Source organism: Pseudomonadota bacterium (genome assembly GCA_023229365.1).
Classification (GTDB): domain Bacteria; phylum Myxococcota_A; class Polyangia; order JAAYKL01; family JAAYKL01; genus JALNZK01.
On record JALNZK010000010.1, the window covers coordinates 1 to 25,197 of the forward strand.

Here is a 25,197-nt window from a genome sequence, read left to right on the forward strand (position 1 = left end):
TTTGGGCATATTTGGCAAAATCTTCCTTGGTGAGCTTGCCATCATAAGCCACCAACTTGCCAGGATGAGCAAAATCAAAATTGCTTATTTCTGTGTTTTCAGGATCGCTGTAATCCGTGAAATAGATTTGTCCACACTTTGGACACACCAAAAAGTAGGTGTGATCGTGAGTATCGCCGTACTGGATTCCACCGCCAACGGAAGTGTGAGCCAGTAATTCCAGGTGCCCATCGCAACTCTGATACTCACCGGGTTTGACCTTTCCACACTCAATGTAAGCAACAGGATGTGGCATGATTATTATTCCTTTGTCATTTTGTTTTTCTGTTCGGCTTTCTTTTCGGCTAAAGCCTGCAACATTCCCATCATACGTTCGGGATATTCATGCATCCATTTTGTCAGTGCGTCCTGTGCCGCCTGTAGTCCTTGTTCCTTAAAAACTTTCTCGATTGTTGCCAATTCCAAGATATACGGAAAAGCAACCAAAGGAGAAAGGGTTGGAGCAATGCTTCTCAATCGTTGCATCCACACGGGATATGCAAGACGTTGAAGAAAACTATTTGGTTTGCTGCGAAAAGCTGCACGAACTAGCAATCCACAGGCCAAGCCATAGAGCAGCAAGCAACAGAATATCGTTGCGAGAATACCGGCGTGCCACCATAGGCATTGCTTCGGAATAACATGGAACACCACCAACAGTCCGACCACCAACAACGGCAGCCAAAACACACAGCGAACAATCAAGATTTTTCTGTTGTATTTTTCTTGGGGCGTCATGATTTTCTTTCTATAACCTGGGCCTTGATTATTTTACAATCAGGTCGAAAATGTTTGCACCATTCCTCTGCTGTGCATTCTGTATTGTCTATGGCAGGGTCAAACGAATGTGGTCGATGAAACACCCTACAATCAAAGTAGTCCATTTCTACCCGACCATCGGGATGAATAATTGCCCATCCTTCGGCTAGAGCCGGATGTTTTCGCTTCCAGCTTTCTTCATAAGCTGCAATCATTTCTTGGGTAAAATTTGCCATTTTAGTAGCACTCCATGACTCGTTGGGCTTGTTCTCTTGTTTTGTAATAGCCCGAGTATTGTCCTGTGTCTTGGTTTAGGGTTGATAATCTCCACTGTCCATCCAAATGGAGGTATTCTGTCACTATATCATCCCGTGCATGGTATCTTCTTATGTCATCTTCGGCTAATGCCTCAGCATCAATCCGACGAGTGACATAAAAGCCATGTCTTGGGTTTTCGTTGATTACGGGTTGATCGATGATTCTTATCATACAATCCCAATGTACAGGAAAACTATGTTATTGAAGGCTTTCGTTGTAAATCACCAACAACTTATCGCCATATTCCTTGCGAAGTTGGGCGGCTATTTCTGGGCTATATGGTCGATTTAACTCAGAATAAGTTCCTTCTTGTCCTTTCAGATGAAAACAAGTGTGCTTCTTGCACGCTTTTTTGATGTGGTGAAGCTCCACCAGATCGCAAATGAAAGTTTCTTCATCTGCCTTTACACTCCAAGCCTTCATTCCATAAGCGGCTGGATATTGTTTATCGGGTAGGCTGGCGATATGGGCGTGGACTTTTTCTCTGGCTTCCCGGCTTCCCCATTGATAGAGGGGTGTTCCGCCGTTTCCCTCATCAATGACAGTGGCTACATAGGCCCCATCCATCCAAAGTTCACAATAGAACCCCTCTCCCTCATGTCCCTTGTTCTTGTGAAACTTTTTGAGTTCAAATTTCGGCATGTCGTTCTCCTTTCAAACATCCAATGTACAGGAAAACTATCGCAGTCGTTTATTCCGACAATTTCATAAACTCAATGGATTTGTGGACTGTGACTTCGTTGCCTTGGTCATCCTCGAAATCAAACTCGAAACCGAAATCCCTATAGCCCGCCCACTTTAGTTTAATTTGTTCAGGCGATGGCTCTTCTTCCAGATCGTAATCGTTCTGGAATTTGTCACAACCAACGCAATCATCTTCGAGAAAAGTTTTTATGAATTCGGGTGTAATAAAATGCTCAACCACGTAATCACAAGCTTCTTGAAAGTGGTGAGTTTTGTCTTCGGGAATTGGAAAACAAATCCTTGCACCCAACAAATTAGGGTCTTCTCGATCAAAGGTCACTATTGCAAGTAATGTTTTCATATTGGTTTACACGGCAGAACTTTGGGCCAAATTGCCACTACACTTTCCCGCTTGATGGGAACTCTTCGCATGGCAATGTTGCCATCGGAAAAATAAAATTGAGCGGTGTCATCTGGAAACAATTCCACATAACGACACTCTTTGCTCTCAGGCGACGACTCACGCCATTCTGACATTACACATCATCCTCTTTATTGGGATTGGCTAATTTCCACAAGAAGGTGCCAACAAGAAATGTGGCACAACTAATGATAAGCAACCAATCTAATATGCCAGGATTTGTGGGGTTCATTTCAGGGCCTCAACGTCGGGCAGATCAGTGGGGGCATTGATAGGAAGAAAATAGCCTTTACCGCCCTCAGATTCCCACACAGATGCACCATTGCAGATATAGGCAAACCAGCGTGAATCTGGTTGCCCGGCTGCCATGACACGAAACACCTCTAGTCTTGGTTCTTCATGCAGCAAAGAATACTTTGTTTGCCAGCCACAAAACCAATACAATCCTTCTTTCTTCGGCCATTCAGTGGTCCATTTATTCGTCATTGTTGCAATGGCAGGTTCTTCCATCTGTTCGCTCTCCACAGTATTTACAATAATCCGCTTGAATTCTGCTCCATAGATCAAGCCGCTCCTCAGCAGACAAATGCTCTTGGAGAAAAATAATACGAGCAATGGCTTGTTCTAATTTAGTAAACATGACGACTGGGAGGAGAATGATTATCAAAATCCGGCACAAAGGCGGCTGGTTTTTGTGCATAAGTATATTCTTTTTTGCCGCAATGCACACAAGTTCTGCTCCATCGGGCACGGGAGGCATCCCTGTAGCCTTCGGGTTCAGGCCAGCAATCGGAGCCCTGTTTCAACAACTTCACGCCATAGGGTTCTCTAAAGCTTTCTGGGTCGTAGACTTCTTCGCCCCATTCATGTTGGCATCTGGTTTCTTCACGGCTAATTTCTTCCTGAAGTTGTTTCAACTCAGTTGCCAGAAGATCACGACGGGTTCTTTTTGCTTTGGTATCCATTGCAATCTCAATGTACAGGAAAACTATGGAAGCAAGTAATTATCCAACCACTCTGTCAACAATGCCAATTCCTCCAATCGGCTACGCAGGCACAAGATAGCATCGGTATTTGACGACGATGGACCGGACTTATAGTTTTGAGCATTGGCTTCAATCTCTTGTTTTGAGGTTAACAAGGATTGTTGGCGATCCAAAATATATTGCCTTAATTCTTTAGGATTCATTTTTTTCGGATTGTTTCAGGCATTACCCAATTTGTAATACAACGCTGGTTTCCGCACACTTTGCCATCGTATAAATCACTGCCACACATGGGACATTCGTTATCTCGATAGAGCCCCCATCGTCGTCGTTCGCCCGCTATGTTTTCAGCGGTGCTGCCCCAAGCAGAAGCGATTTCAGCATCCGTCTTCCCAGCTTGAAATTTTTGTATTAAAATGCGTAGAATTTCAGAGTGGTAAGATTCAAGCCCTTTAGGGATAGTCATTTGGTGGTGCCCCGATATTATAGCCCACAAAAGCAAGCACTATCACAACCAAAACCAATATGCCAGCAAATAAGTAGGTCATTTCTTTGTGCTTGCCCCGCCGCCCAAATTGCTTCCAACATCCATTAGGATTCCAATAATCAGGAGAATCCAATAACTGCCTGAAACTTGGCCAGCATTGTGAAAATAAATATACATCCACGCCATTGATGTATATGGGAGGCAAAGCCAACCCAAGAAAGCCACCAATGATGAGTCAAAGGCAGAATACCAATTTGTGACAATCCAAATGATAAACAAAGCGAGTCTCGGAAGACCAGCGATAATTGAAGCAAAAAGACAACAACCCATTTATTCACCTATTCTATTCCGTTGTGAAATCGTAAAAATCTAACGCATCTTTCAGCAAGCCCCAATGTGTTCCGTTGCTAATGCTCTTCACGGTTTCATCTACCCATGCTCCATCGGGGACATTGGGGATAAACACCGCAACTACTCTTTGTCCTGCTGCTTCCAATATCTTTTTCAAATCCGCCATAGCTTGGGCATCGGTGCAATCGTCCTTCAAGGTAAGCGTAATTCTTGCGGGTTCTGCAATTACCTTGAATCGCTCAAACACATCGGCATCTTGCATAAATCTGGTTGCAAAAGCATCGCCATAAATAGCAACACAACTTCGTTTACGCATGATTCACCATCCAACAAAACCCTTGATAGCCAACACAGACAATATGCCAACAACACCTATGACCAATACAAAGCAACCACTAAGATCAGCCCCCATGCCAGAGGATGACGGAGTAGCTTTGAAAATTGTTAGTCGCAAAATAATGCAGAGAATTACCACTGCAACAACTGCTAATACCCACAAAGGAATTATCATTGTTTTATCTTTTCTAGTTCTTGAAAGTGAGCAATGGCTTTGCTTATGTCATCAAATTGTTTTTCAATTTTTCCTTGTTTGACGACATATCGGCCATTTCTTTTGAATATTTTACTTTTGCCGATACAGCATTCATAGCCACCTTCGACTACTTCTCTGACTGCATCTAACACCATATCGCATCCTTTAAGCCTCAATTGGCGTCCACCAATGTCCCTCAAGTTCTGGGTCGTTGGCTATTTGTTCTTTTGTTGGTAGCTTCAATCGTTCTCGGAGTTCTCTCAATCGTTCTGCTATTTCATTTGGAGTTGGCAGGGGAACACTTTGAAAGTTTTGTCTACCCGATAAACAGCCGCAGCTTTTTGTTGGTTTATGTTTACTTGTAAGATTCGTGCCAGCCACTTCTTTCATGTTGCCGCAATCACACTCACACAGATACATAATCGAATTGTTGGTTGGATGATAGCCTGCCTTTTTCCTAACAACCAACATTCCAAATCGTTTGGTGACTAAGCTCTCTTTCATAGACGACCCAAAAAGCTTTTAATTTGATTGATGGCAATCGTGGTTGCCGTAAAGCCCGCAGCAAAAGAGGCAGCTTTAGCAAGTGTGTTCTGCTCGGGTGTTTGCTCTTGACCCATGATTTCTTTTTTTGTTCTGTCTATGGTAATCTCGACCAACTCCATAATTTCATCTTCATCATTTAGATTATAACTTACTTTACCATCGTAACCAACCACGCACCAAATTGGTACACCCTCATACATAACCACGATGAAGTCATGGTATACATCAGGGGGAAATGGATCGCCAGGAGTCCAAGGGACAGGTCGAAGGGAAGGGTCAAGTGCCTCTCTTCTTAGCACTTCTTCTTCATAAGGCGGCAAATTAACTGCCATCCACATGAGTTCTTCTTCATCCTCTATATTATATTTTAGTTCGCCATCGTAGATTACCTTTAATTCGACGGGCTCACCATTGAGCATGATGACGATACAATCATCATACACATCTGGAGGGGTAGGGTCTCCCTTCTTCCAAGGAATGGGTCGAGTTACGGGCTTGGGCCGGGCCTTACCACTACGAATTTCATCAGATTTCATAATCCACTCTCATTATACTTCAGATTGGCGGGTTGTAAACCTACCTTTTGCCAAATCCTGTATAATCTCTTCGAGAGATCGCTTTTTCAGTTGTAGGTGCAGCCTAAATGCTGGGATGTTTAATTCTTTCGCCCAATCAACCATTCTTTGCGTAATACCATTGCAAGTTATTGGCCTACCTCGTTTTGCTTTCCCTCGTTTTATTGGTTTGTCAAATTTTAGCATCAATTGTTTTTGATTGCTTTTGGTGACAAATCTCTTGGCAGCCTTTGGCATTACTTTTGGCTTTATTTTTACTCTTACTTTCTTGTATGTCAGCTTTCCATTAACGACAAAAGGCAAAGTCTCATACTTTTTAATAAAACTATTTTTTACAACAATGGGCAAAAGTGACAAAAACGGCAAATTTTTCAAACTGTTGTAAATCTGTTGCCTCGAAACCCTTAGTTCTTTTGACCACCTTTTCACGCTTTGTGTTTTTCCATCGAATGTTATTTGCCGCATTTGAATTCCTCCAACCAACCAATGTACAGGAAAACTATCTGTCCCGTAAAATGGACTCAAAAAACGACACAAATTTTTCTTCTCGTCTTGTGACTTTTCGATGGCACTTCTTACATAGTGTTATTCCATTTGTGGTGTCAAACATTCGTGATGGACAGGCGGCGAATGTATGAATGTGGTGAGCGTTTAAGTATCCCCCACGCTTGTTGCATTTTTGGCAGGTGTGATCGTCCCGTTTGAAAACCGCAATCCTCCACTCATCCATTTCTTTGGAGTATCGCAAACTTCTGTTTTTGTCTTTTAGTTTTGTTCTGTCTTTTATCCATTGTGGATGATTGATTCCGACATTGTGGGCCACAGCACATTTCCGAGAACAAAATTGTTTGCTTGAACCTCGCTCTTTGCTGTGAAAACTAACGCTTTTGGCTCTTTCAAATCGTATGCCACAATGAGCACAAGTAAAATTATCTCTATTACGCTTGCCTAACCCCATGCACTTCTGCGAACAATATGACCTGCTTCTATAGCCGACAATCTTCTTGCCACATATTTTGCAAAAATCAATTTGTGCAGAGTTTTTGTAATTTGATGCCCGCTCACCACGCAAATTTTTACTTGCCCATTCTCCGCTACACTTTCTTGAACAAAATCTTTTGCGTTCTGCTTTTCTTACATAAATTTCTACTCCACAATTTTCACATAATTTTGCAGAACCAGTTTTTGGGTTAAGTCTCCACCCAGTTTTTTCTTTATATTCGTTAAAACATTTTCTGCAACAAAATACCTTATCGCCAATCTCGCTTGGTTTTCTTTTGAAAGTTTTGTTGCAATTATTACATGAAACAATCATTTGCCTCCAAGGTGTTGTATATTATCTATATATGTTTCTCCTCTCAATTTTTATTTGATTTGTTTCTTTTTTCTTTTAATTCATCTAACGTCATGCAGTGATTGGCTTTAAGAGAGTTACAAACACTGCACAAAAGCTGAGTATTGTCGGCCTTCGTCTGACCTCCTTTAGATTTAGGAACAATATGATCGCAAGTGAGCATCACTTCCTTTTGCCCATTCATGCCGTACATATTCAGGTGTGGCGGCTTGCATCCACTGTGTTCGAGCCAGAAGTGGGTGGCTTTCAATCCACAACAGGCACACTCTTGGGATCGTCCCAACAAGAGCATCCTTTGGTTTTTCATCGGCACCCAAATCAGCTTACTATTAGCCCAGACTTTCCATCTCGACTTGCCGATATGTTTGAGAACTTCCTCTAGTTTCAACCTTCTCAGCCTCTTCATTCCGTTAGGGCTGACAAGCTTCATTTTCTTCAGAATATCTGATAATATTCTGGCATCAAATGTTACGTTATTGTGAGGTCGAAAGAGGGGATGTTTGTTAATATAAATTATTCCAAGGCTTACCTTGGCTGCCCATACTTCAATACCTTCTTTTGTGTTTGTAAATTTTAACATTATTTTATAGTGGTTTCCGCATATATCCAGCAAAAGATGATAATATCAATGGTGAAAATAACCGCAAAAAGAAGATATTGCAAAATTGGCAAAGGCTTGCTTTTGGGCTCTTCGTCAAGCTCATCTTCAGGTTCTGTTGGTGTGAGCAGAAAATCGTCGTCCATTTCTTACCTCATGCAAAAAAACCAAACAGTGAGAATTGCTATGCCCTGAAAAAAACATCGTTCAAAGCAAGACTCCCATTGATTTGGTTTGTCGCCAACAAAGAGCGAGGGCCGAGTGAGGCAATACAACACATTGCCAACACTAAGCCCAGCCCAAACCAAGAAACAATTCATGAACATTTATTTTTCCTCTCAAGTAAAGCCCAAACAAGACCAACCGCAAGAGCTTGAAAAAAGGAACGTTCTGCGGCTGTTTCCCAGTTGCACAAGGAAAAACAGGCACACAAAAAATTTCCTGCCGCCAATGATGCCCAAACAGCCAAATGGCTCATTTTAATTACTTTCTGCAATGGCGTGACAAACCCTGTCAACGTCCTTTTTGTTGATTGCCAGCACCATCAAGGGGACATTCTGAATCCAATCGCCGCCAATGACAACGGCGTGACGACCGACCGTATCCACAATCTCCAAATCAAGAGTTTCCTCAGTTTCGGTGAGAATGTTGGCTCGAAATTCATAGCCCTCTGGAAATTGAATTGTGGATTGCTTGCTATCCCTGTGGATGACAGCACCCTCCCAGGGTAGCATGAATCGCATTCGCATGTTGGTTTTTAGGCTCATTATTTTTTCCTCCACACACCCAATGTACAGGAAAACTATTCGTCTGGGTGAAATTCGCTGCCCAAAGCACATAGCAGACAAGACATAACTACTTTGAGGGGTTTGTCAGAAAGAGGAATAGGAAGATACAAGAGGAGTAAGTCTACAATGCGAAGGCAGACCCCAGCATCTTCACAATACTTCCACTGAATGGGGGGCAAGGTTCTGCCGCCAATATCGTTGAACGCCAATTCGCCACCATCCCCATCTTCAGCATTTGGCGGCTCTCCAAACGCTGTCATCAACCTAATTAAAACAAGGAGGGGCTGAACTTTTTTGCGTTGCCACCACCTTTTTTTTTGCACTTCTTGTACCGTGGCATCGATTCTCTCCAACATATCTATGAATTCTACCCGATTCACATAGATACCGTTGTTGGTTTTGACGCACATTATTGGAAAACCTTGAGGAAATTCATCCATTTTATGCTCCATTTATGCAAACAAATCACTTATGCCCAGCAAATCCTGCATAGCTTTTTGAAGGTCATCTTTGCCGTCCGCATAACCAGCCGAATATCGATCTTTGGTCAAATCCGTCAACAACTCGCAAAACTGTTCGGGCGTCAAATGTTTTAGAATAAATTTTAATGCAACAGTGGCAACATCGGTAGCCCCCTCTGTCTGTGCGAACAACTCTTCATCGCCAACCAAATAAATGCCAAGTTTTTTCAACTCAACAACGGCTATTTTTTTATCATCGGCATCAGTACCCACTGAAAGGTAATAATCGTCATTTTCCAATACCTTTGTAGCACCATAGCCCTTGCCCGAATAAAACCGCAATTCAATCATTGCTGCTCTTTCTTTTGTTTTCTGATTTCCTTTCTGTCGATGTAATCTTTCAAACTTACAACAATCGATACGGGAAATCCTTTTTTGTGTTGTTTTGCCTTATATTGCTCTTTGTTTTTAATCTTCATCATCTTCCTCCGGTGGATCAGCGAATTCTTCATGGGAGCAGAGTAATGCTGGACCCACAACACAATCATTCATAGATATGCCTGCCATTGCTCCGTGGAAGGTCGCTAATTCGTTGTAGGGAAAGCCTCTGCTTTTTCCATCCTCATTGACCAACAACACTCTACCATCGGGCAAATAAAGTGGTTCAATGTAACCATCAACTGCGGCTTGCATCTCTGCTAGTGTGAATTGTTTTCCACTTTTAGGAAGAATTGTTTCTTGTGTTCCATCTGTTTTATAAAGTATTGCCATTTTTATCTTCCATTCTTTTCACACGGGCTTTATCCGCACGCTTCAAAGTACGTCGAGTCGCAGCCTTGCTTTGTTTAGATTTTGTATATCCACGGCATTCTCCCGACTTGCCAGCCAACTTGCCACAAGCACTACGCCGACCCTCAGCCTGAATGTCGGCAACATCAGGACACTCAGTTAATTTTATTGTTTTGTAAGGTTTCATTATCCTGGGTACTTTGATGGGTCTTTGCCATAAGTATTCTCGAACTGAATCTTGCCATCCTTTTTATGGACAACCAATTGTGTCAAATCGCCATTTGCTTCGTGGGCAGTGCGGGCACACTCTCTGCCCTCTGCCACGGCATCAGCCTTGACGGGCCAACAATACTTTTGGAATTTGTTGGGATAGGTCAGCACCCAACCATTTGATTTCTTGTTCCACTCCACACGGTAAATCAATCGCTTTGTTTTCTTAGCCACGGCTTGCTCCTTTGATTAGTTTTTTGTTTAGTGCCTTTTCGATGGGCAGTCTTTCCAGACGTTTATAAATTGTAACCCTACATACTTGCAGTTTTTTTGCCCACCCTGCGATAGTAAGTGTTTGTCCCTTAAATGTCACCATCTTTGTGGTACGCTTGCATTGCTGCTCTTTCTTTGGTTTTATTCTCTTGCCAAAAGACATTACCTCTTCCAAAGAATATTTCTGCAAACGGTGCCCGAACGTAGATAAACCAATTCCCAATTCTTCACACCACTGAGAACGACTTTGAGTTTTCCCATTAAATGTTATGAGCATTGGCTTCTTGCCGACACTGTTACGCAACTTGCCACAAGTCATTGCCACATCCAAAGAATATGCTTGCAAACGCTTGTATAGCGTCACGGGAGCAACGTGGAGTTCTTCTGCCCATTCCGCTACGCTTTGTGTTTTTCCGTTGAAGGTTATTGGCTTAGTACGAGGCATGTTTCAATCCCCGTTTGTCCAATTCTTTTCGTCCAGCCTCAGTAATAATATACCCCCTACTATCGACTGCCACAAGGGCGGGTTGATCTTCAACAGACACCAGCATGGGGGGCATAATAAACTCTTGCAATTCTTCGGGTTGCACCCCAGCGACATAGCACAATCGATTTTTGGAAACAGCCTCTTGTCCCAATGCAGTGAGGATAGCCACTTGTTGTTTGCTCATGCCATGTTCGTCAATGCCGTGCTGTCTAGCAACTTTGATAACAATTTCCTTCCAGGTGTGTCCACCATTCATTTTTCTTTCCAGTTCGACATCTTCAGCGAATGGCAAGACTTCTCTGGGGATACGACCACCGTATTTGGTAACTAATTGGCATTTTTCCATATCCCAGTCTGGATAGTTCAATTTTACAATTTGTGCAATCTCAGCCTGGGTGTAGGGATTGAGTGTAATTTTGGCAAATCGAGTATCAAAAGCGGGGTTCAATCGCCCACGCTCTGTGGTAGCGATAATCCAAAAAACATGCTGGCAATCGACCTTCCATCCTTTCTCTGTGACCATCTCCCGATCTTTTGGTTCAGTGGCTTTGAGCAAGGCTTGCACAAGTCTATCTCTCAGCAAATGTACCTCATCAATGAAAACCACCATTGGAGGCAGAGAAAAATAACGACTTCCCTCTTCCCCAATTTCTTCTAGTTCAAGGGTGGAATTACCAGCGATGGTATGTTCGCAGACATTGGCCACGGCGGTCAAAACATCATTGACTGATTCAATTGTTTGAGGCTGAATTTCCACCAATGGCAACATAATGGCTTGAGCAATCGTGCGGGCAACGGTGGTTTTGCCTGTGCCGGGACCACCAATAAGAGCTATATTGCGAGTGGGGTGTTTTTTGACTACACAAGACCCATCGCAACAATGATTTTCAAACTGAAGCATTCCGTAAAGAATGCGACCGACACGGCTTAGGGCATCTTTGTTGCCGATCAGGGCACGGGAATAGGCAGCAGGGTTATCGGGATTACAATAAGCCCTTATGGCGTCTTCCGGCATTACATTGAAAGCAAGATGTTGTTGGTTCATGGTTTCCTTCCTCCACAACACCAATGTACAGGAAAACTATCCTCCCATGTGGAATTGTACGCCGAAGTCCAAAAACCTGTCTATGGCTGCTTTTGCCAAATTAATGGAATAGAATGGTTCTTGGATACAATCGCAATCCCCAACTTCTGAGATTAAATAAAATCCATCTTGTTTGTGAATTGTATATCCCCGATAAACGGCTTCTTGTTCGTTTGTTGGGGCCAATTTCTTCATCAGTTCCTCAATCAAATCAGCAGCATCCCGTTCTACACAAGGATTCATAGATGCTTCACCAACTTGATCTGGCGAATAGTTCTGCTCAAGCCAATTTGCCCGCTCTCGCAAAGCAATTACGGTTGCTGTTTCGATTGTCCACATTTCAACCTCCCTACTCACCCAATGTACAGGAAAACTATTACCGATGAAGTGCGGCTAACAACCCGTCCGTTGGATCAGCTTCATAATCGACATTGAGGCTGCCATATTGTCGGGCCAATTCATCAATATAAGCAATGGCGTTAGGGGCAGTAGCGGGGATGCGTCCCACTTCTTTTCCGTCGTGTCGGCACACACAAATTGTTTTATATGGGTCTAATTGTTCGCTCATATTCCAAGCTCCCTTACTAGATCGGCGTTTTCCTCTCTCCATTTCTTTACGGCTTCTTTATATTTTCTTTCTTCTTCCGCAATCAATGGGGCAAACAATTCATCCAATCTTGCTTTCTCAGCCGCCTCAGCCTCTTGCTCTTCGGGAGTGGGTGGCTCTTTTGGTTGAGAGCCGCAACCCAGCCAATTATACAGAAAGTTCTGGTTGCACTCCATTTTGCTCCTCCATCACATAATCAATCACATTCCAGGGATAAATTGTCCCCTTGATTGGTCCTAACCCACGAATTGGATCATCGATCAATTTGAGGAATCCTTCCACACTCAACAGGTCTTGGCAATCCCCATGCTTTACCGCTTGGTATTGATTTACCCTTATGACAAAGGGGAGAACCTTTGCTGTTGCCTCTGCTCTTTTCTTTTTATATTCTTCAGTGGTCATACAGCCTCAATGTAAATCTTATTGATTTCTTGAATACCATTGAGATAACCATCCCGCATAAATTTTCCGTGATCGTCGTCACCCAAAACATCTTGCGGTTGTAAATACTCTGCAAAGCTTTGTAGAGCAACATGGATAGTCATAGCTTGTCCAGTTGTTAGCTCAACACCATTGATGGTAATTTTTGGAAAATTTAGCATTATTCTACTTTCACAGGGATTGATACATACCAATTAAAATCAGCAGCAGTAATCCAATGGTAATCCATTACCAACTTATCGTTTCCGCCAACTACCTTGGTAACAAAGATGGTGGCTATTTTGTTTTCTCCAATTGGACCTTGGCACATACTGAATTCTGCTTCGATATATGTGCCTTCGTGAAGGGTGTTAAATACCGCCCTGTCCTTCTTTCGGTCGTAATGAGAAACCTTGGTTGTTCGCTTGACAAAAAGCCTAAGCATATCGCTCTTGCAAAGCTGACCTAATTTGCAAGTTATGGTTCGTTGGCTACCGGGCTTACCATTATGGACTGGCATTTTTTTACCTCAAACAGCGTGCCCGCCATAATGACCAAGACCAATGCCACAATAACCGGGCTCTCCCGATTCTTCCAACTCTGCCAAGCACTGATGCTTCTCCATCAACTCAGCAAGTTCGATGGAATGCAAACCATTGTCGTTTTCTTGCAAATTAGCTTTAATTCGCAAGAGTTTCCAACAGGCATTCAAAGCATCAACGAAATCTTTGTGAGTGTAAACACATGCCATGATTTATTGGGGCGGTTGCTCTGTAGCAGCAGCCGCAAATTCGGGTGTTACTTTCTTGAACTTATATTTTCTACAATCCAGAACGTAGGTGCCCAGGTGGCTCCATCGGCGTTGTGGATTCCAGGGGCGAATTGCCACGAATGGCAAATCAACCCCTGTAATTTTCCACACAATTTCTGGGTAGAAGGTGTTTGCCGGAATTGCTACGACAGTGTTACCACCCTCTATACTATATTCGTTCCGATATTCGGCAGGTGGTTCTTCAACCACCATGACAATTTCACCGACTTCAAAATCATCTTCACGAAGATAGAGCCCCATTATGCAGCCTCCGGTTTACGGACCAGTTGAGCAAGCACTTTCTTTTTAATTCTTTCGAGGGCAACGGCGGGAGCCCTACGGCTTTTGCCGAAATTCCTTGCGACTTCGGATTGCCAGCCATAGTGACCGCTCAAATACCCATCCATTACTGCCTTTTCCCAATCACTAAAAGTAGTGGCATTGATTGCTCTCTGCTGTTCGGGATCGAGAGTTTCGGCAGGACGATAATGAGCAACAGTTGCAGCGAGAACGGTGTAATCATCGTTGCGTTCTGCTCCGTTGCTTTTTCTGCTTTTATACATATATGCAACATCCGTAGCGGAGTGCATTTCTGTCATGCACGCTTGAAGCCGATTGCGTTGCTTGTCCGTAAGTTTCATGGTGTCAAGAACACCACTCATGCTCAATTCGGTATTCTGCGACACAGCCTCTTCATAGCGTTGGTACAGTCTACGCAGGCTCTTGGGCCAAGGATAGTTATTGTGTGTCTTGTTGATAGCGACACCAATTCGATGGTTGACGCAATAGTGGCAGTAGGTGGAAAACTTATTTCTTCCATCATAGCCATAAATGGCATCCAACACACCCAAATAACCTTCGGCTTCCAAATCCTCTGCTTCGACATAGCAAGTGCCCTTGACACCCCTATATCGACGGTTAGCCAATGCTCCGACCATCTTGGTGAAAGCGAAGATTATTTCCTCTTCCTTGGCTTGAACGGCGAGAATTCTATTCACAGCCTGTTGGGGAATTTTCAACCCATACAACTCCATCGGGCAGTTGAACAAGGCACAGAATTTTTGAACCTGAAAGAATTCCCGTCGCAAACGCCGACATGAATAGCGTTTGAAGGGATTGCCGCTAACGGTTCGTAGGTGCCGCTGAATTCTGGCGTGCAAAGCCTTCATCGTTTGGCGTCCCCTCACAAGGACAGCCATAACGGCTTCGGCTTTTTTCAAAGGAATTGATGGCAACTGGAACTGTTTTTGTTTTCGCATAGTGATCTCCTTTCACCAATCCCAATGTACAGGAAAAGTCAAAATCTGCAACCATTCCCCGAATATCTTTATACCTACGTTTGCGAGAATAAACAGACCTATTTTTTTCGATGTAGTCTATTGCCCCTGGAATATCCGTCTTAGCCATATTAACAACAAACCGCTTGAAGTCACCAAAATCCGCAATCCTTACCTCTGTACGGGGGTCAAACGGTGTCACCCATCCAATATCAAAATTGGGGGTATTATATCTTGTGTAAGTTGATTCCTTGATAAAGTATTCGCTCTCATCAAGGTAATCTCGGACACCACTTAGCCAAATTGATCCTACCCGATGGTGTCCATCATGGATCGCCAGCGTACCATCATCCCCAAACCGCACTAGAACAATTATTTCTGACCTATCTTTGTGCTGTTGAATAATTTCTGGTGTGTAGATGCCGCCCGATCTAACAAATTCAACCATTGATGCAAAATCAACTGCGGGTCGAAGCCCATCCTGCATTACCAGCAATTTTTCTATTTTCATTCTATTTCCCCAAATTCATCATACCAATTCCCTTCCAAATAATCAGCCACCCCTGAAATAGTAGCAATCTTATCGGGATGGTAGTTTTTTGGAAACAACTCCCAACCATTTGTTTGGAGGGCTTGTTCGACTGCGGGCGAGAAACCATCACAAACAGCCCTAAACAACTGTTCGTAAATCCATTGATGAAACTCTTCATCGTTGTCATCAGGAATGACAATGTTCTCTGAGCCACATTCGGAACAATAATGTTTAGTAGTTGAATTGTCAAATGCTTTGCATTTTTCGTTGGGACAGGCGAGATAGATGGGTGCCTCTTCTTTATAGGCTACGTGCAGATCATCAGTCAATTTCTTGACAATTCCCAGTGGTGTAAATATCGCTGGCAAATCCAACACAACGGGGACACAAGCAATTTCTTGATCCTCATGCCGACCCCAACGAAACAGGCAAAGATACCGCATTTTTATTTTCCTTTCTTTTTGCCCTTCTTTTTGGTCTTTTTAGTTTTCTTGGGGACGGCCTCTTTTTTCTTTATATCATCTTCGCTCTGACCTGTCATCCAACAATAACGATGCAGGCTGGTGTCTTCGTCTTTGCGTTCTTGACAATGCTCTTTCAAGACACCTTGAATTTTCTCCACCGAGATTTGTTCGGCACCCTTTTTCTTGTTGTGTGCTTCCAGGGCCTTCACAATCGCTTGATGCTGATGCTCGTAATGAAGATGCGAGCCACAGACACGGAAGGTAATGACAAGCCTTTCTTCCAAGGAAAGCCTTCTGCCCTGCACCGATTTGAACATTTCAAATAGGTCTTTGAGATTGGGCTTATCCTTGTTGTATTTTGGCACCCGCCAATCATGGTGAAGATTTTGATTCATCCAAATATAATTGACTACATCTTCATCATAAGTTACTACTTTTTCAGCCAAATGATGAAGGAAATATGCAGCCAGAAAATCACTGTCGGCTGAAAAGACTCTGTAACAGAGTCCCCAAATTTTTGCCAACAAATCACGCACCTTTACAAATCTGTCAGCAAATTCATCGTGATAACGATTGATGCGATAGAAGGCAGATTCTACCAACACAAAAATCTTGACATAGGTTTCTGAATTGAGGGAGCCCGTGCCATAAATGGAACATTCGGCGTCTCGCAGGACAGTTTCGATGGTGGGTCGGAAATCACAAACATAATCAAACAACAACTCCCGCTCAGATTTTTCTTCCCTCGGCTTATCTTTCCTCGACCAATCATCTTTTTCCTTGGCACCACATTCCACCTGATTATCGATGAAATTATTATAAATGGCGGCAGGGAATATCCCATGCGAGGGACTGGGCTCAAGAAACTCCGATCCACCCACGGTTGAGCCCATAATCCAAAACAATCCATTAGAGGAAGTGCTTAGCATGGCGGGCCAAAGCTGTGACAGATACTTGCACATCAGGGAATCAGAACCCTTTTCTTCAAGGTCGATCCCGATGTTTGTCAATTCTTTTACGGTTTCGCACAAACCATAAAAGCGTTCTTCATTGCTCAAGCCCATGATTTTTCCCCTAGTCCAAGGTTTCTTCTTCAATGTCGGCAAGGTTCACTGCCGCCAATTTAATTTGAGTTTCAACATCTTCCAATTCCTCTTCATCAGCAACTTTGGAAGGTTTGGGTTGCGGAAGAATAATGGGAACTGGCATTCTTGGGGCCGGAAGTTCACCTTCCTGTATTTTGACATATCCCATTGATTGGATGTGGCTCACTGCCAATCGGTGTTCTTCGCTGTCAAGATCATAGAACTGCCGAACAAAATACTTTAATGCACTGGGGCTAAAATGCAAGCCCTTAGCGTGCCCAGCCTGAATTACTTTTTCAGCCCAAATGATTACAGTTTCTTGCTCAGTGCCCAACAATTTTGCAGGACAATCCCCAGCAGGAGCCATAATATTGATGCAACGACAACCACACATTTGCATTGATTGGCTGGCTTCTACATCGCACAATATGGGTATGTCCCATCGGCTTTTGGGTTTCGCCGGTTCAATTGCGGGTACGGGTGCGGGTGCAACTGATTCTGCCACTTCGGGCTTATCGGTTGCCACGGGCTTAGTCACAACAGGCTTGGGGGCACCAGTGCCAGGGCGACCACGCTTTCCCTTTTGGGTTTTGACTGGGATGCCCCAACTGGTAATACGAAGTCCAACTACTGACGGTTGGATAGGATGCTCTGCTCCGACATTGTAGGCGGCGGCAACATGAGCATGGAGAGCAGACAAACCAGGAAAGTGGTTGGTTTGCTCAGCCTCTTTGATGCAGCGTTCAAATTTCGCACGATCAACAGGAATTGCGGTTTTCATAGTTTTTCACTCCTTTGAAGACCCAATGTACAGGAAAACTATTGTTCGGCTTTTTTCAAGCACGACAAAATGCAATCAATGTCACCATCGTCAAATCCCGAATCACTCAGCAACCTGGAAAACAATTTTCGCTTCGACACAGTTACCGAAGCCTCGATTGCTTCCAATCCTACTACGCCGCCGATGCCTACGGGGATAAAGGGTTTTTCAGAGGGCTGAATAATATCGCACAACTTCAACGCCGCTTCGGTTTGTGCTTTTTCATCGGAAGCACCGGCAATTGTCCGAATGGCATCAATGAGCATGTTGACAGTTTGACTTTTATTCATTTAGAATCCCTTTCGGCAGAAAGCCATGATAACAACTTATTGTGCCATTGTAAATGCCCAAAACCATGAATTGGTCTTGCCTAAATTAACATTCTTGGCAAGACCCTTCTCTCTTCCAGATTGGTTCAATTTCTTTTTGCACCAATGCTAGCATTCGCTGCATTTTCGTGGTTTCGGTTACACCCAACCAATCCTCTAGTTGAGTGTAATAATCCTTTGGGGGAGTACCACCTAAAATTGGTTTGGGGAACGGCAAAGCATATCGCACTTCTGCCGCAGTATTAAAATGCCTGAGATTCATTCTCCTTGCGGCTTCAGCCTCTTCCCCCAAAACAGTGGGCAAGCCCTTTTTGTCGAGTTCAATTAGGGCTTGCCCAAATTCCCACAATTTAACAGCATAGTCTCGCTGACGGTTGACAACTTCATTGAGTTTAGCACATACGGCTTCAACCATCTGCATTTCTGATTGGGTGTATGCCACTACTTCTCTCCATTGGCAGCCCTATCGGCCTCTAGCCTCTTCTCCAACTCACCGCAACAATTGAGCAAGGGGAACGATTCCTCCACACTCTTGATGTTGGGGACTACGACCACTCCAGAAGTGGTAACGATAGCCTGCTTCTCTTCGCTGAAATGAATGTCTCGATACATGTTGAAGCTCCTTTCTAAAGCACCAATGTACAGGAAAACTATGATTTGTCGGCCCAGGCCCGCTTGCTGCCCAGAATCCAAGCACCAACAAGAAGGATAATCCAGGCAAACAGGCACGTATCATGCCACATTAGGCCACCAGCCCCGGCAGCCAACCAAACGAATCCAAAAAAGCGATAATAGTTCATGGCTCACTCCCTTTCACACCGCCAATGTACAGGAAAACTACTTTTTTGGCGGAATTGTGACGGGTTTTTGGCAAAGTGGGCAAGGTGCGGTCACGCCAGCAAATTTTTCTGCGACCGTGAAGCTTTTTCCACAACCAGGGCAAATTACAGCGATTGATGGCGGGCGTTTTGTAGGAAAGTGCATAGAATTATCCCTTCTTCCTTCATTATACTTCAGAAATAGCGGTTGTAAACCTGATAAATAGATAGACTTGACAAATATCTCAATTGAACTATAATTAAAAAGAAAAAAGGAACCATAATGGGCGATTGCAGAGTAGAAATACGACAGGGAAATAATAATGTGCTTTTGGTGGCACCCCATCTTGAAGAGGACAACACAGACTTCATTGCCGAATACATTGCCGAACAACTGGACGCTCATTATGTTGTCAACAAAGGATGGGAACGATCCAATGTTGTAGATTATCTAAATGATAAAGCGAATTGCAATGATTTAGATCAATTATTAGGCGATGATGTGGTTAAAGATGAATTTTTGCTTCCCATTGTGCGAACCGCAAATTTGGTACGCAGAGTCAGCGAAAATTTCTATGTTTTTATTATTCATGGATTTGGGGCTCCTGCCACGAAGAACAAATCTCCCGATATAGTCTTGGGTACAGGTGGCCCTGATCGACTCAGTTGCAAAGAATGGAAAAGAGATGTATTTGCTTATCTTCTCGGACAAAAGGGCGTTGACATAAGAGAAGGCACTGGTCGATTTGCCGGAAGAGCTAGAAGCAACCTTAATCAATTCTTTAAAAGAAAAACTGATTTATGGGAAAAAGATTCCCACATACACAGTTTTCAAATTGAGATTGAACATCAGTGGAGAAAAGACAGAGTTGTTGCCCGTGTAATGGCGGAAGCTTTGTATAAATCTATTGAGGAATTACTGCCGCACACCCAACAGCCAGCTAATTTTTCATATCCAATGTTACAGTATTCTTAATTATACTGCACATTGTGTTCCGCCCACAATCCAGAAAGTCGGCAGCTACCTTGTGCCACGGCCCGCATAGCATCCGTAGGGGTTTGTTCATGTTCCTCCCACGGCAACATTAGTGTTTTGTTTTCAATGACCACCGATGCCATTGTTTCCTTGGATGGCGAAGCATAATGCAAACTAATTACTTCCTTGTAGCCAGGAAAACCTTCCAAAGATTTATGATCTCGCAGCCACCCATCTATTTCTGATTTGTGCTTGACCTTAACTGCCCAACCCTCTGACAAAAAAGCATATTCATAAAGATCATCTTGGGCTATAAGTTGTCGCAAATAATAAGCCACTTGATCTTTGGCATTAACGAAGTCATCGCCAGCAATTCCCATGATGCCGATGCCCTGTTTGGTGTGGACAAACAACACTGGCATTAAATGTCCACTATCTTCGTAGTTGGACCTGGCTTTTTCTTTAATGAATGACAACATATCAAAAAGTTCGTTCATGTTTTTCTCCAAACAATCTGTGCAATCCCCACAAACAACCAACCAAAAGGATGCAGGCCCCCACAGCCAGCAGAACTTGCAGTGGTTCCATCACAAATGTAAAAATTGCACAGACAACACCTATCAAAACAAATGGCACGATTACCACAAGCACAAAAAACCATGCCAACAAATCAAGTATTTTCATAAACTTCCACTCCTTCACGATTAGCCGATTCTTGCTTCCAATATTCTTCTCTGTCCCTCATGATTTTTGAAATCTCGGGGTTGGCATCAATGACGCCACGGATGGTAGGAAACGATTCTGTTTCGATAATTTCTTGATCCCCAAACAACCAAGCCATCAAGCTAAGATACTTCCCCTTGCAAAACTTATAATTCATTATTGAAATTGATGGGTCCATAGCCATCATTGCAATCGCTGGGCGAGCAGCAGCATCAAATAAACAATATCTAGTAATTGCTGAGGCTGGGATAGTTCCCCGATAACAGCAATTGCCCATGCCCTCAATGGATTGCACCCACAAATGCCGCCATTGTTTCAGGCGGCGGCGAACATGCTTATGCACTACGGACAATTCCATCCCTGGTGGTCCCTGGTGCAAATACACTTGAGCAACAAAATCTTCATCTGGATATAGCAAGCCTTGATCCAGCAAATCGGAATCAATTTCGAGGATGAGGGATAGTTCGCCATCTTCGGCGGCATTCATAGCAAAGTAAAGTGGATAGGCAGTGGAAAGATAAACCATATCAGTCCTACTCGGATACTCAGCCCAAATGCTTTTACGCTTGCCACGGGGACGTATCCCATCGGCAAGGATTTTCTTTAGCAGTCGGCTGGTAGTTCCGTGGTAGAGCTTCATGGATATGAATCAAAACGAGTTTCTATGAATTGCTTAATCATTGATGGTGTCACACAGCCACGAAAACGTTCTTTATCTTGATCGTAAATATCCGGCACATACTTTTGTGCTGCTTCGATTTGTGCCAGAGTTTTTCCCACAAACAAATCCGTCATTTTAATTAGTTTGGTAATCTTGCAATCAGGAGTTCTGATTTTTACTCCATACTTTTTGATATGATAAGACCAATTGCCAGTAGGCAAATGAATAAGCCTATGCAATGGCTTTGGAATTTTCTTTTTCGAGGTTAGACGGCGTTTCATGGTATCTTTCAATTTCTGAAATAGCCCCACCACAAATTGCAGAAATGTATTTTTTCTTCAGATAAATAGCGGCGGCAAAACGATGATTTCCGTCATCAACTCTCAGGTTCCCATATCCAGGTATTCCAAAATCTATTTCTATTGGATAATTGTCTGAAAAATTACAGACAAACCACGCTATTCTTTGAAGGTGCTGCTCTCTTGAGCTTACGTCCCAAATGGAATCTTTAGGCTTTGGGGTTTCTGGTGTGATGAACTGTTTTTTCTTGATTGCATTTGCAATTTCTTCTCTTGTAATAGGTCGATCAACATTCACCCAAATGCAATCACGAAAAGGACTCCACTCTTGTTGCAATTTTTTTATATTGATTTTTATTGGTTTGCTATAATCTGTAACCATTCACTTAGTCCTTGGGCTTTCCCAATCGATCTAATGCCCACCACAGCAGGACAAGCAAAGGAAGAGACACTATGCTGACCACTATCATAAAAGGGGCAGCAATAAACGCTGCGATTACAACAATCACAAACAGTGATACAACAACCAATGCCAGATAATCTTTCATACTTTCTTTCATACTTCCCTCAGTTTTTCTCTCAGTTGAAAGTATTTTTCTGTCCATTCGGGGTCTTCGGGGCAGAACCCAAAACCATTTATGTCGCATTGGTGGAGCGTGCATAGTGGTCGTAAGTGGGGCGGAACTACACACTTGCCATCAGCCCCCAAAAACGGCAAAGTTTCATTGCCAGTGACTTCAATCACTACACCTTTTTCTTTGGCCATGTCCCGAGCCATATCGCAATACTCTGGTGAGCAGCACATGCCCATCCTTTTGCATTTCTGACGACATTTTTCCATCGTCAGATCGGCCATTTTCTGCCACAGTTGTATTTGATTTGCTTTTGCCATTATGAAACTTGATCGTACATGAATGTAAGTGCATTCCGTATGCCCAAAACATAAATGGGATCGGAAACATCTATTCCAAGACCAGAATGATTCAAAATCACACTTTCAATGGCTTGCATTGCAACTTTAAATTCAGCCGAAGAATCCCATTGAGCATAAATTTCCTGAATTTCTTTTATCAAATCTTCGGCATCTTTGTGTCGTTTTGCCCATTCTTCGCCGGTAGCCTCTACACGGGCCACAATATCTTCCATCCATTTTGGCAAACGATCATTCATATATCACCAATGTACAGGAAAACTATTTTGGTCGAAATGTGTTTTGCTCCAATATCTGGGTAATGATGGGCTGCATCTTGACGCCATTTACCTCTTGATCGACCAAACCGTTCAAGCACTCTATTAGGGCTTTATATTCATCCCTAGATAGTTCTAATTCTACCTCGAATGGACGCCTCATATTTCGCTCTGCCTCTGTCATTTCCTCATCGGCTATTGCATAACATTCGTGGTAGTCGTCAGTTTTCATCTTTGTTCGCAAATCAAGCAAATGGGCTCTAACTTGATCGTGGTCGCCAAATGGATAGCAAGTGCAGCCCATCAGAAAATTATTCCACTCCTCTTTGGGAACTTCGGGGAAGATTTCTTGCAAGGCTTCTGCACATTTTTTACACATTAGAATGTCCTCGGAAGTGGAATGGTGTTCACTCTTCCATCGGATTGCAGCCACACCTTGTCTTCGCCACAAACATATTGAGCGGCAAGTGTTTGCAGAGCAGTATTCATTTCTCTTTTGCCGGTGCTGACAAAAGTTTTATGCAGGTGTGTAATCGCTGCTGGCCATACTTCTTTACACATGTTTCTTTTCCCTTTGTGGCTTGCGTCGATGCTCTAATTCAATACTGACAATAAAAGCACCCATCGCCAAGATAACACCACCAACCAACATGGCTAAAAAAACATTCATCATTTGCTCCTTAGATGTAATGTTTGCCGTCAACATGCTGCCATTCCCCAGTAGGGCGAGGGTCATATTGATCGGCCAAATCGTGCAACTCCATTGCCAACGAACGATCTTTGCTCTTGTTGATTTTTTGTATGAGCCACAGTAGAAATTTTGTTGCTTTATATCGCATTTTATGGCCCTAAAGAATGAGCCCCCGGATAAGAACTATCCGGGGGCTCAATTGAATAGTTGATTATTCGTCGTCTTTGGGAGTGGTCATCTGTCCGAGAATATCGGCAGCACACTCAATCAGACGGCAATTCTTCTCTTCCAGGGAGCCATTGACGATCTTCGCTCCACGGTGGGAGAGAACTGGCTTGACCAACAGCTTGACCACGCTTTTCAGTTGGTCGAAGTTATCGCAGTAGGTGCAAGCCCGGTTGAGGAAACCACCCTTGACCGACACCAAGAAGCTGGTGGTAACGATCAAGGCTTCCCGCTCTTCATCGGTAAGATCGAGCGGCTTGTTCATCATAATGGCATAGATCAGCTTCTCGGCAGCGGCCTTGCCAACGGCGGTGGGCGGGAAGAATTCCTTGCCCTTTTTCTTGCCTTCCATCAATTCGGTGAGAGCGATGTATTTCTCTTCCCGAATGATGAATTCGTTGGCGACCAACTGCGTGGCTTTCGCAGCATTCAAGCCGCAGCGAACAAACTGGTCAACCATCTTTTTGGAGACGCTATCCCGGTCATCGTTTTCGTCATCGATTTCGGGAACTTGAACGGAAAACTTTTCCATGACCACGAACATGCCTTCCATGTCGGGGTGTCCGTTTTCATCGCTCACCTTGAGGGCGGGGTTGGCCGGTTGGCTCTTGGCTTCCCACATGGCCTTGAGGTAGAGATCGAAAATCTCATCGTCCAACATGGCCTTGGCATTCTTCAAATGCTCATCGAAATGATCGGCCAGAATCTTGGCGGGCACCCACACCCGAACCGCTTCAATCGCACTGGGAGTAAGCTCCAAGGTCGGACGATCCGACTTGTTGCTCTTAGCAGTGGGCTTTTTCTTTCCCTTCATTGCCGCCAGCAGATCGGCAGCACTGGGCGTAGGGGCATCGCTGGGACGCACCGGAGAAGGAATGGACAGAGCGGGTCCAGAAACGGTAGACGGAGCGGACGTAGTAGCAGTCTTGGCCTTCGCCATAACACACCTCCATTGGGGTTTTTGGGCTTTTCCCCTTGCCACAGTGGTGATTGAGGTTTTTACAACGGCTAACCTCTTGCCACCACCATTATACTTCAGAAACAGAGGTTGTAAACCAGATGGCTTTGAAAAATTTTTGGCGGCTTAAAATTGGATGCTGTGGCGTAATCCGCTAGGGATTGCCGAAGCAATGCTATGCTTGATGCGTTTCACAGCACCCAATTTTAAGCCTGATTCTTCACCAAACAAAATTGACGGGGACAAGCTTCGCAAAGGTTTTCATCACAGTAATGAGGGATATTGCAATCCTTGAGCATTGTAACGGTACAAAAGTGCCGATCTTCTTTCTCATCGCTGACCAGTATTGTTTTGCCCAATTTTCTCGATTGACAATTTTTATCCCAATTCGACAATGCCTGTTTAACTGCCTCCTTACTTTTTTTTGCTTCTGTTATTGTATCTAACTGCCCCGAAATTACCTTAAACGTAGCCATGTTGACTCCTGAGTTCCTTATAGTGAGAATCCTTAGCTCTTCCGTGCCAAACAGGATTCTGACAAAACTATAAAGAAAAGTCAACAGAAGACTTT

The 25,197-nt window shown here is 43.6% G+C and carries 53 protein-coding genes; 1 reads left to right on the forward strand and 52 read right to left on the reverse strand.

The window, feature by feature from the left end:
* The 40 genes from M0R80_07515 to M0R80_07710 form a co-directional block, all read right to left on the reverse strand.
* The coding region (locus M0R80_07515; GenBank protein MCK9459469.1) for a hypothetical protein at positions 1-295 on the reverse strand (295 nt) is incomplete at its 3' end.
* A 5-nt stretch (positions 296-300) separates the two neighbouring features.
* Entirely contained in the window at positions 301-777 is a 477-nt protein-coding gene (locus M0R80_07520) for a hypothetical protein (protein MCK9459470.1), read from the reverse strand.
* Positions 774-1,034 carry a hypothetical protein gene (locus M0R80_07525; GenBank protein ID MCK9459471.1) on the reverse strand — a complete coding sequence of 87 codons (261 nt, stop codon included), beginning with the start codon at positions 1,032-1,034 and terminating at the stop codon, positions 774-776. Before M0R80_07525 ends, M0R80_07520 begins: the two co-directional genes overlap by 4 nt.
* A 280-nt stretch (positions 1,035-1,314) precedes the next feature.
* Positions 1,315-1,758, reverse strand: coding sequence for a hypothetical protein (locus tag M0R80_07530; GenBank protein MCK9459472.1), 444 nt, complete (start codon positions 1,756-1,758; stop codon positions 1,315-1,317).
* 49 nt (positions 1,759-1,807) lie between these two features.
* Positions 1,808-2,161 carry a hypothetical protein gene (locus M0R80_07535; protein MCK9459473.1) on the reverse strand — a complete coding sequence of 118 codons (354 nt, stop codon included), beginning with the start codon at positions 2,159-2,161 and terminating at the stop codon, positions 1,808-1,810.
* A 288-nt stretch (positions 2,162-2,449) separates the two neighbouring features.
* The gene (locus M0R80_07540) at positions 2,450-2,788 is read right to left on the reverse strand and encodes a hypothetical protein (GenBank protein MCK9459474.1); all 339 of its coding nucleotides are present in this window, start codon (positions 2,786-2,788) and stop codon (positions 2,450-2,452) included.
* Between the two features lie 62 nt (positions 2,789-2,850).
* Complete coding sequence (locus tag M0R80_07545) at positions 2,851-3,186, reverse strand: hypothetical protein (protein MCK9459475.1); 336 nt, start codon at positions 3,184-3,186, stop codon at positions 2,851-2,853.
* A gap of 851 nt (positions 3,187-4,037) precedes the next feature.
* Positions 4,038-4,361 carry a hypothetical protein gene (locus tag M0R80_07550; protein MCK9459476.1) on the reverse strand — a complete coding sequence of 108 codons (324 nt, stop codon included), beginning with the start codon at positions 4,359-4,361 and terminating at the stop codon, positions 4,038-4,040.
* A 191-nt stretch (positions 4,362-4,552) separates the two neighbouring features.
* Complete coding sequence (locus M0R80_07555; protein ID MCK9459477.1) at positions 4,553-4,732, reverse strand: hypothetical protein; 180 nt, start codon at positions 4,730-4,732, stop codon at positions 4,553-4,555.
* Between the two features lie 10 nt (positions 4,733-4,742).
* On the reverse strand, positions 4,743-5,081 hold the full coding sequence (locus M0R80_07560) for a hypothetical protein (GenBank protein MCK9459478.1): 339 nt from the start codon (positions 5,079-5,081) through the stop codon (positions 4,743-4,745).
* The gene (locus tag M0R80_07565) at positions 5,078-5,659 is read right to left on the reverse strand and encodes a hypothetical protein (GenBank protein MCK9459479.1); all 582 of its coding nucleotides are present in this window, start codon (positions 5,657-5,659) and stop codon (positions 5,078-5,080) included. The genes M0R80_07560 and M0R80_07565 overlap by 4 nt, the downstream gene beginning before the upstream one ends.
* Positions 5,660-5,671: 12 nt before the next feature.
* The gene (locus tag M0R80_07570; protein ID MCK9459480.1) at positions 5,672-6,163 is read right to left on the reverse strand and encodes a hypothetical protein; all 492 of its coding nucleotides are present in this window, start codon (positions 6,161-6,163) and stop codon (positions 5,672-5,674) included.
* 34 nt (positions 6,164-6,197) lie between these two features.
* On the reverse strand, positions 6,198-7,013 hold the full coding sequence (locus tag M0R80_07575) for an HNH endonuclease (GenBank protein MCK9459481.1): 816 nt from the start codon (positions 7,011-7,013) through the stop codon (positions 6,198-6,200).
* A 43-nt stretch (positions 7,014-7,056) separates the two neighbouring features.
* Positions 7,057-7,632 carry an HNH endonuclease gene (locus M0R80_07580; protein MCK9459482.1) on the reverse strand — a complete coding sequence of 192 codons (576 nt, stop codon included), beginning with the start codon at positions 7,630-7,632 and terminating at the stop codon, positions 7,057-7,059.
* Positions 7,632-7,796, reverse strand: coding sequence for a hypothetical protein (locus M0R80_07585; GenBank protein MCK9459483.1), 165 nt, complete (start codon positions 7,794-7,796; stop codon positions 7,632-7,634). The genes M0R80_07580 and M0R80_07585 overlap by 1 nt, the downstream gene beginning before the upstream one ends.
* A gap of 333 nt (positions 7,797-8,129) precedes the next feature.
* On the reverse strand, positions 8,130-8,417 hold the full coding sequence (locus M0R80_07590; GenBank protein MCK9459484.1) for a hypothetical protein: 288 nt from the start codon (positions 8,415-8,417) through the stop codon (positions 8,130-8,132).
* Between the two features lie 35 nt (positions 8,418-8,452).
* The gene (locus M0R80_07595; protein MCK9459485.1) at positions 8,453-8,878 is read right to left on the reverse strand and encodes a hypothetical protein; all 426 of its coding nucleotides are present in this window, start codon (positions 8,876-8,878) and stop codon (positions 8,453-8,455) included.
* Between the two features lie 12 nt (positions 8,879-8,890).
* Complete coding sequence (locus tag M0R80_07600; protein MCK9459486.1) at positions 8,891-9,250, reverse strand: hypothetical protein; 360 nt, start codon at positions 9,248-9,250, stop codon at positions 8,891-8,893.
* 117 nt (positions 9,251-9,367) lie between these two features.
* Positions 9,368-9,670 (reverse strand): DUF3846 domain-containing protein, encoded by a 303-nt coding sequence (locus M0R80_07605; GenBank protein MCK9459487.1) that lies wholly within the window; start codon positions 9,668-9,670, stop codon positions 9,368-9,370.
* Complete coding sequence (locus M0R80_07610) at positions 9,654-9,875, reverse strand: hypothetical protein (GenBank protein ID MCK9459488.1); 222 nt, start codon at positions 9,873-9,875, stop codon at positions 9,654-9,656. Before M0R80_07610 ends, M0R80_07605 begins: the two co-directional genes overlap by 17 nt.
* Positions 9,875-10,132, reverse strand: coding sequence for a DUF2188 domain-containing protein (locus tag M0R80_07615; GenBank protein ID MCK9459489.1), 258 nt, complete (start codon positions 10,130-10,132; stop codon positions 9,875-9,877). Before M0R80_07615 ends, M0R80_07610 begins: the two co-directional genes overlap by 1 nt.
* On the reverse strand, positions 10,125-10,616 hold the full coding sequence (locus M0R80_07620) for a hypothetical protein (protein ID MCK9459490.1): 492 nt from the start codon (positions 10,614-10,616) through the stop codon (positions 10,125-10,127). Before M0R80_07620 ends, M0R80_07615 begins: the two co-directional genes overlap by 8 nt.
* Positions 10,603-11,703, reverse strand: coding sequence for an AAA family ATPase (locus M0R80_07625; protein MCK9459491.1), 1,101 nt, complete (start codon positions 11,701-11,703; stop codon positions 10,603-10,605). The genes M0R80_07620 and M0R80_07625 overlap by 14 nt, the downstream gene beginning before the upstream one ends.
* 36 nt (positions 11,704-11,739) lie before the next feature.
* Positions 11,740-12,081 (reverse strand): hypothetical protein, encoded by a 342-nt coding sequence (locus tag M0R80_07630; protein MCK9459492.1) that lies wholly within the window; start codon positions 12,079-12,081, stop codon positions 11,740-11,742.
* Between the two features lie 37 nt (positions 12,082-12,118).
* A complete protein-coding gene (locus tag M0R80_07635; protein MCK9459493.1) occupies positions 12,119-12,310 on the reverse strand; it encodes a hypothetical protein in 192 nt (63 codons plus the stop codon).
* Complete coding sequence (locus M0R80_07640) at positions 12,307-12,525, reverse strand: hypothetical protein (GenBank protein MCK9459494.1); 219 nt, start codon at positions 12,523-12,525, stop codon at positions 12,307-12,309. Before M0R80_07640 ends, M0R80_07635 begins: the two co-directional genes overlap by 4 nt.
* Positions 12,497-12,751, reverse strand: a complete 255-nt coding sequence (locus M0R80_07645; GenBank protein ID MCK9459495.1) for a hypothetical protein — start codon at positions 12,749-12,751, stop codon at positions 12,497-12,499. The genes M0R80_07640 and M0R80_07645 overlap by 29 nt, the downstream gene beginning before the upstream one ends.
* On the reverse strand, positions 12,748-12,951 hold the full coding sequence (locus M0R80_07650; protein ID MCK9459496.1) for a hypothetical protein: 204 nt from the start codon (positions 12,949-12,951) through the stop codon (positions 12,748-12,750). Before M0R80_07650 ends, M0R80_07645 begins: the two co-directional genes overlap by 4 nt.
* Positions 12,951-13,289, reverse strand: a complete 339-nt coding sequence (locus tag M0R80_07655; protein MCK9459497.1) for a hypothetical protein — start codon at positions 13,287-13,289, stop codon at positions 12,951-12,953. Before M0R80_07655 ends, M0R80_07650 begins: the two co-directional genes overlap by 1 nt.
* 9 nt (positions 13,290-13,298) lie before the next feature.
* Positions 13,299-13,520: a hypothetical protein gene (locus M0R80_07660; protein ID MCK9459498.1), complete on the reverse strand. Its 222-nt coding sequence runs from the start codon at positions 13,518-13,520 to the stop codon at positions 13,299-13,301.
* Positions 13,521-13,523: 3 nt separating this feature from the next.
* Positions 13,524-13,841, reverse strand: coding sequence for a hypothetical protein (locus M0R80_07665; protein ID MCK9459499.1), 318 nt, complete (start codon positions 13,839-13,841; stop codon positions 13,524-13,526).
* Positions 13,841-14,749: a hypothetical protein gene (locus M0R80_07670; protein ID MCK9459500.1), complete on the reverse strand. Its 909-nt coding sequence runs from the start codon at positions 14,747-14,749 to the stop codon at positions 13,841-13,843. Before M0R80_07670 ends, M0R80_07665 begins: the two co-directional genes overlap by 1 nt.
* Entirely contained in the window at positions 14,703-15,368 is a 666-nt protein-coding gene (locus M0R80_07675) for a hypothetical protein (GenBank protein ID MCK9459501.1), read from the reverse strand. The genes M0R80_07670 and M0R80_07675 overlap by 47 nt, the downstream gene beginning before the upstream one ends.
* Positions 15,365-15,832 (reverse strand): hypothetical protein, encoded by a 468-nt coding sequence (locus M0R80_07680; GenBank protein ID MCK9459502.1) that lies wholly within the window; start codon positions 15,830-15,832, stop codon positions 15,365-15,367. The genes M0R80_07675 and M0R80_07680 overlap by 4 nt, the downstream gene beginning before the upstream one ends.
* A 2-nt stretch (positions 15,833-15,834) precedes the next feature.
* Positions 15,835-16,950, reverse strand: a complete 1,116-nt coding sequence (locus M0R80_07685) for a hypothetical protein (protein MCK9459503.1) — start codon at positions 16,948-16,950, stop codon at positions 15,835-15,837.
* Positions 16,928-17,719, reverse strand: a complete 792-nt coding sequence (locus tag M0R80_07690) for a hypothetical protein (GenBank protein MCK9459504.1) — start codon at positions 17,717-17,719, stop codon at positions 16,928-16,930. The genes M0R80_07685 and M0R80_07690 overlap by 23 nt, the downstream gene beginning before the upstream one ends.
* A 38-nt stretch (positions 17,720-17,757) precedes the next feature.
* On the reverse strand, positions 17,758-18,024 hold the full coding sequence (locus M0R80_07695; GenBank protein MCK9459505.1) for a hypothetical protein: 267 nt from the start codon (positions 18,022-18,024) through the stop codon (positions 17,758-17,760).
* Positions 18,025-18,133: 109 nt separating this feature from the next.
* The gene (locus M0R80_07700; protein MCK9459506.1) at positions 18,134-18,529 is read right to left on the reverse strand and encodes a hypothetical protein; all 396 of its coding nucleotides are present in this window, start codon (positions 18,527-18,529) and stop codon (positions 18,134-18,136) included.
* Positions 18,529-18,699, reverse strand: a complete 171-nt coding sequence (locus M0R80_07705; protein MCK9459507.1) for a hypothetical protein — start codon at positions 18,697-18,699, stop codon at positions 18,529-18,531. Before M0R80_07705 ends, M0R80_07700 begins: the two co-directional genes overlap by 1 nt.
* Positions 18,700-18,737: 38 nt before the next feature.
* Entirely contained in the window at positions 18,738-18,887 is a 150-nt protein-coding gene (locus M0R80_07710) for a hypothetical protein (GenBank protein MCK9459508.1), read from the reverse strand.
* A gap of 301 nt (positions 18,888-19,188) precedes the next feature.
* On the opposite strand from M0R80_07710, the gene M0R80_07715 reads away from it, so the two are divergent.
* Positions 19,189-19,881 carry a hypothetical protein gene (locus tag M0R80_07715; protein ID MCK9459509.1) on the forward strand — a complete coding sequence of 231 codons (693 nt, stop codon included), beginning with the start codon at positions 19,189-19,191 and terminating at the stop codon, positions 19,879-19,881.
* Here M0R80_07715 and M0R80_07720 read toward each other — a convergent pair.
* The 12 genes from M0R80_07720 to M0R80_07775 all read right to left on the reverse strand — a co-directional run bounded on the left by M0R80_07720 (position 19,878) and on the right by M0R80_07775 (position 25,102).
* Positions 19,878-20,378: a hypothetical protein gene (locus tag M0R80_07720; GenBank protein ID MCK9459510.1), complete on the reverse strand. Its 501-nt coding sequence runs from the start codon at positions 20,376-20,378 to the stop codon at positions 19,878-19,880. The genes M0R80_07715 and M0R80_07720 overlap by 4 nt on opposite strands.
* Complete coding sequence (locus tag M0R80_07725; GenBank protein ID MCK9459511.1) at positions 20,362-20,565, reverse strand: hypothetical protein; 204 nt, start codon at positions 20,563-20,565, stop codon at positions 20,362-20,364. Before M0R80_07725 ends, M0R80_07720 begins: the two co-directional genes overlap by 17 nt.
* Positions 20,552-21,244, reverse strand: a complete 693-nt coding sequence (locus M0R80_07730; GenBank protein MCK9459512.1) for a hypothetical protein — start codon at positions 21,242-21,244, stop codon at positions 20,552-20,554. The genes M0R80_07725 and M0R80_07730 overlap by 14 nt, the downstream gene beginning before the upstream one ends.
* Entirely contained in the window at positions 21,241-21,486 is a 246-nt protein-coding gene (locus M0R80_07735) for a hypothetical protein (protein MCK9459513.1), read from the reverse strand. The genes M0R80_07730 and M0R80_07735 overlap by 4 nt, the downstream gene beginning before the upstream one ends.
* Before the next feature lie 10 nt (positions 21,487-21,496).
* The gene (locus M0R80_07740; protein MCK9459514.1) at positions 21,497-21,946 is read right to left on the reverse strand and encodes a hypothetical protein; all 450 of its coding nucleotides are present in this window, start codon (positions 21,944-21,946) and stop codon (positions 21,497-21,499) included.
* Positions 21,947-21,950: 4 nt separating this feature from the next.
* On the reverse strand, positions 21,951-22,112 hold the full coding sequence (locus M0R80_07745) for a hypothetical protein (GenBank protein MCK9459515.1): 162 nt from the start codon (positions 22,110-22,112) through the stop codon (positions 21,951-21,953).
* An 8-nt stretch (positions 22,113-22,120) separates the two neighbouring features.
* The gene (locus tag M0R80_07750) at positions 22,121-22,456 is read right to left on the reverse strand and encodes a hypothetical protein (protein ID MCK9459516.1); all 336 of its coding nucleotides are present in this window, start codon (positions 22,454-22,456) and stop codon (positions 22,121-22,123) included.
* Entirely contained in the window at positions 22,456-22,734 is a 279-nt protein-coding gene (locus M0R80_07755; GenBank protein MCK9459517.1) for a hypothetical protein, read from the reverse strand. Before M0R80_07755 ends, M0R80_07750 begins: the two co-directional genes overlap by 1 nt.
* A gap of 22 nt (positions 22,735-22,756) precedes the next feature.
* A complete protein-coding gene (locus M0R80_07760; GenBank protein MCK9459518.1) occupies positions 22,757-23,131 on the reverse strand; it encodes a hypothetical protein in 375 nt (124 codons plus the stop codon).
* Positions 23,132-23,305: 174 nt separating this feature from the next.
* The gene (locus M0R80_07765) at positions 23,306-23,458 is read right to left on the reverse strand and encodes a hypothetical protein (GenBank protein ID MCK9459519.1); all 153 of its coding nucleotides are present in this window, start codon (positions 23,456-23,458) and stop codon (positions 23,306-23,308) included.
* Between the two features lie 196 nt (positions 23,459-23,654).
* Positions 23,655-24,608, reverse strand: coding sequence for a hypothetical protein (locus tag M0R80_07770; protein MCK9459520.1), 954 nt, complete (start codon positions 24,606-24,608; stop codon positions 23,655-23,657).
* 224 nt (positions 24,609-24,832) lie between these two features.
* Complete coding sequence (locus tag M0R80_07775; protein ID MCK9459521.1) at positions 24,833-25,102, reverse strand: hypothetical protein; 270 nt, start codon at positions 25,100-25,102, stop codon at positions 24,833-24,835.
* Positions 25,103-25,197 lie beyond the last annotated feature (95 nt).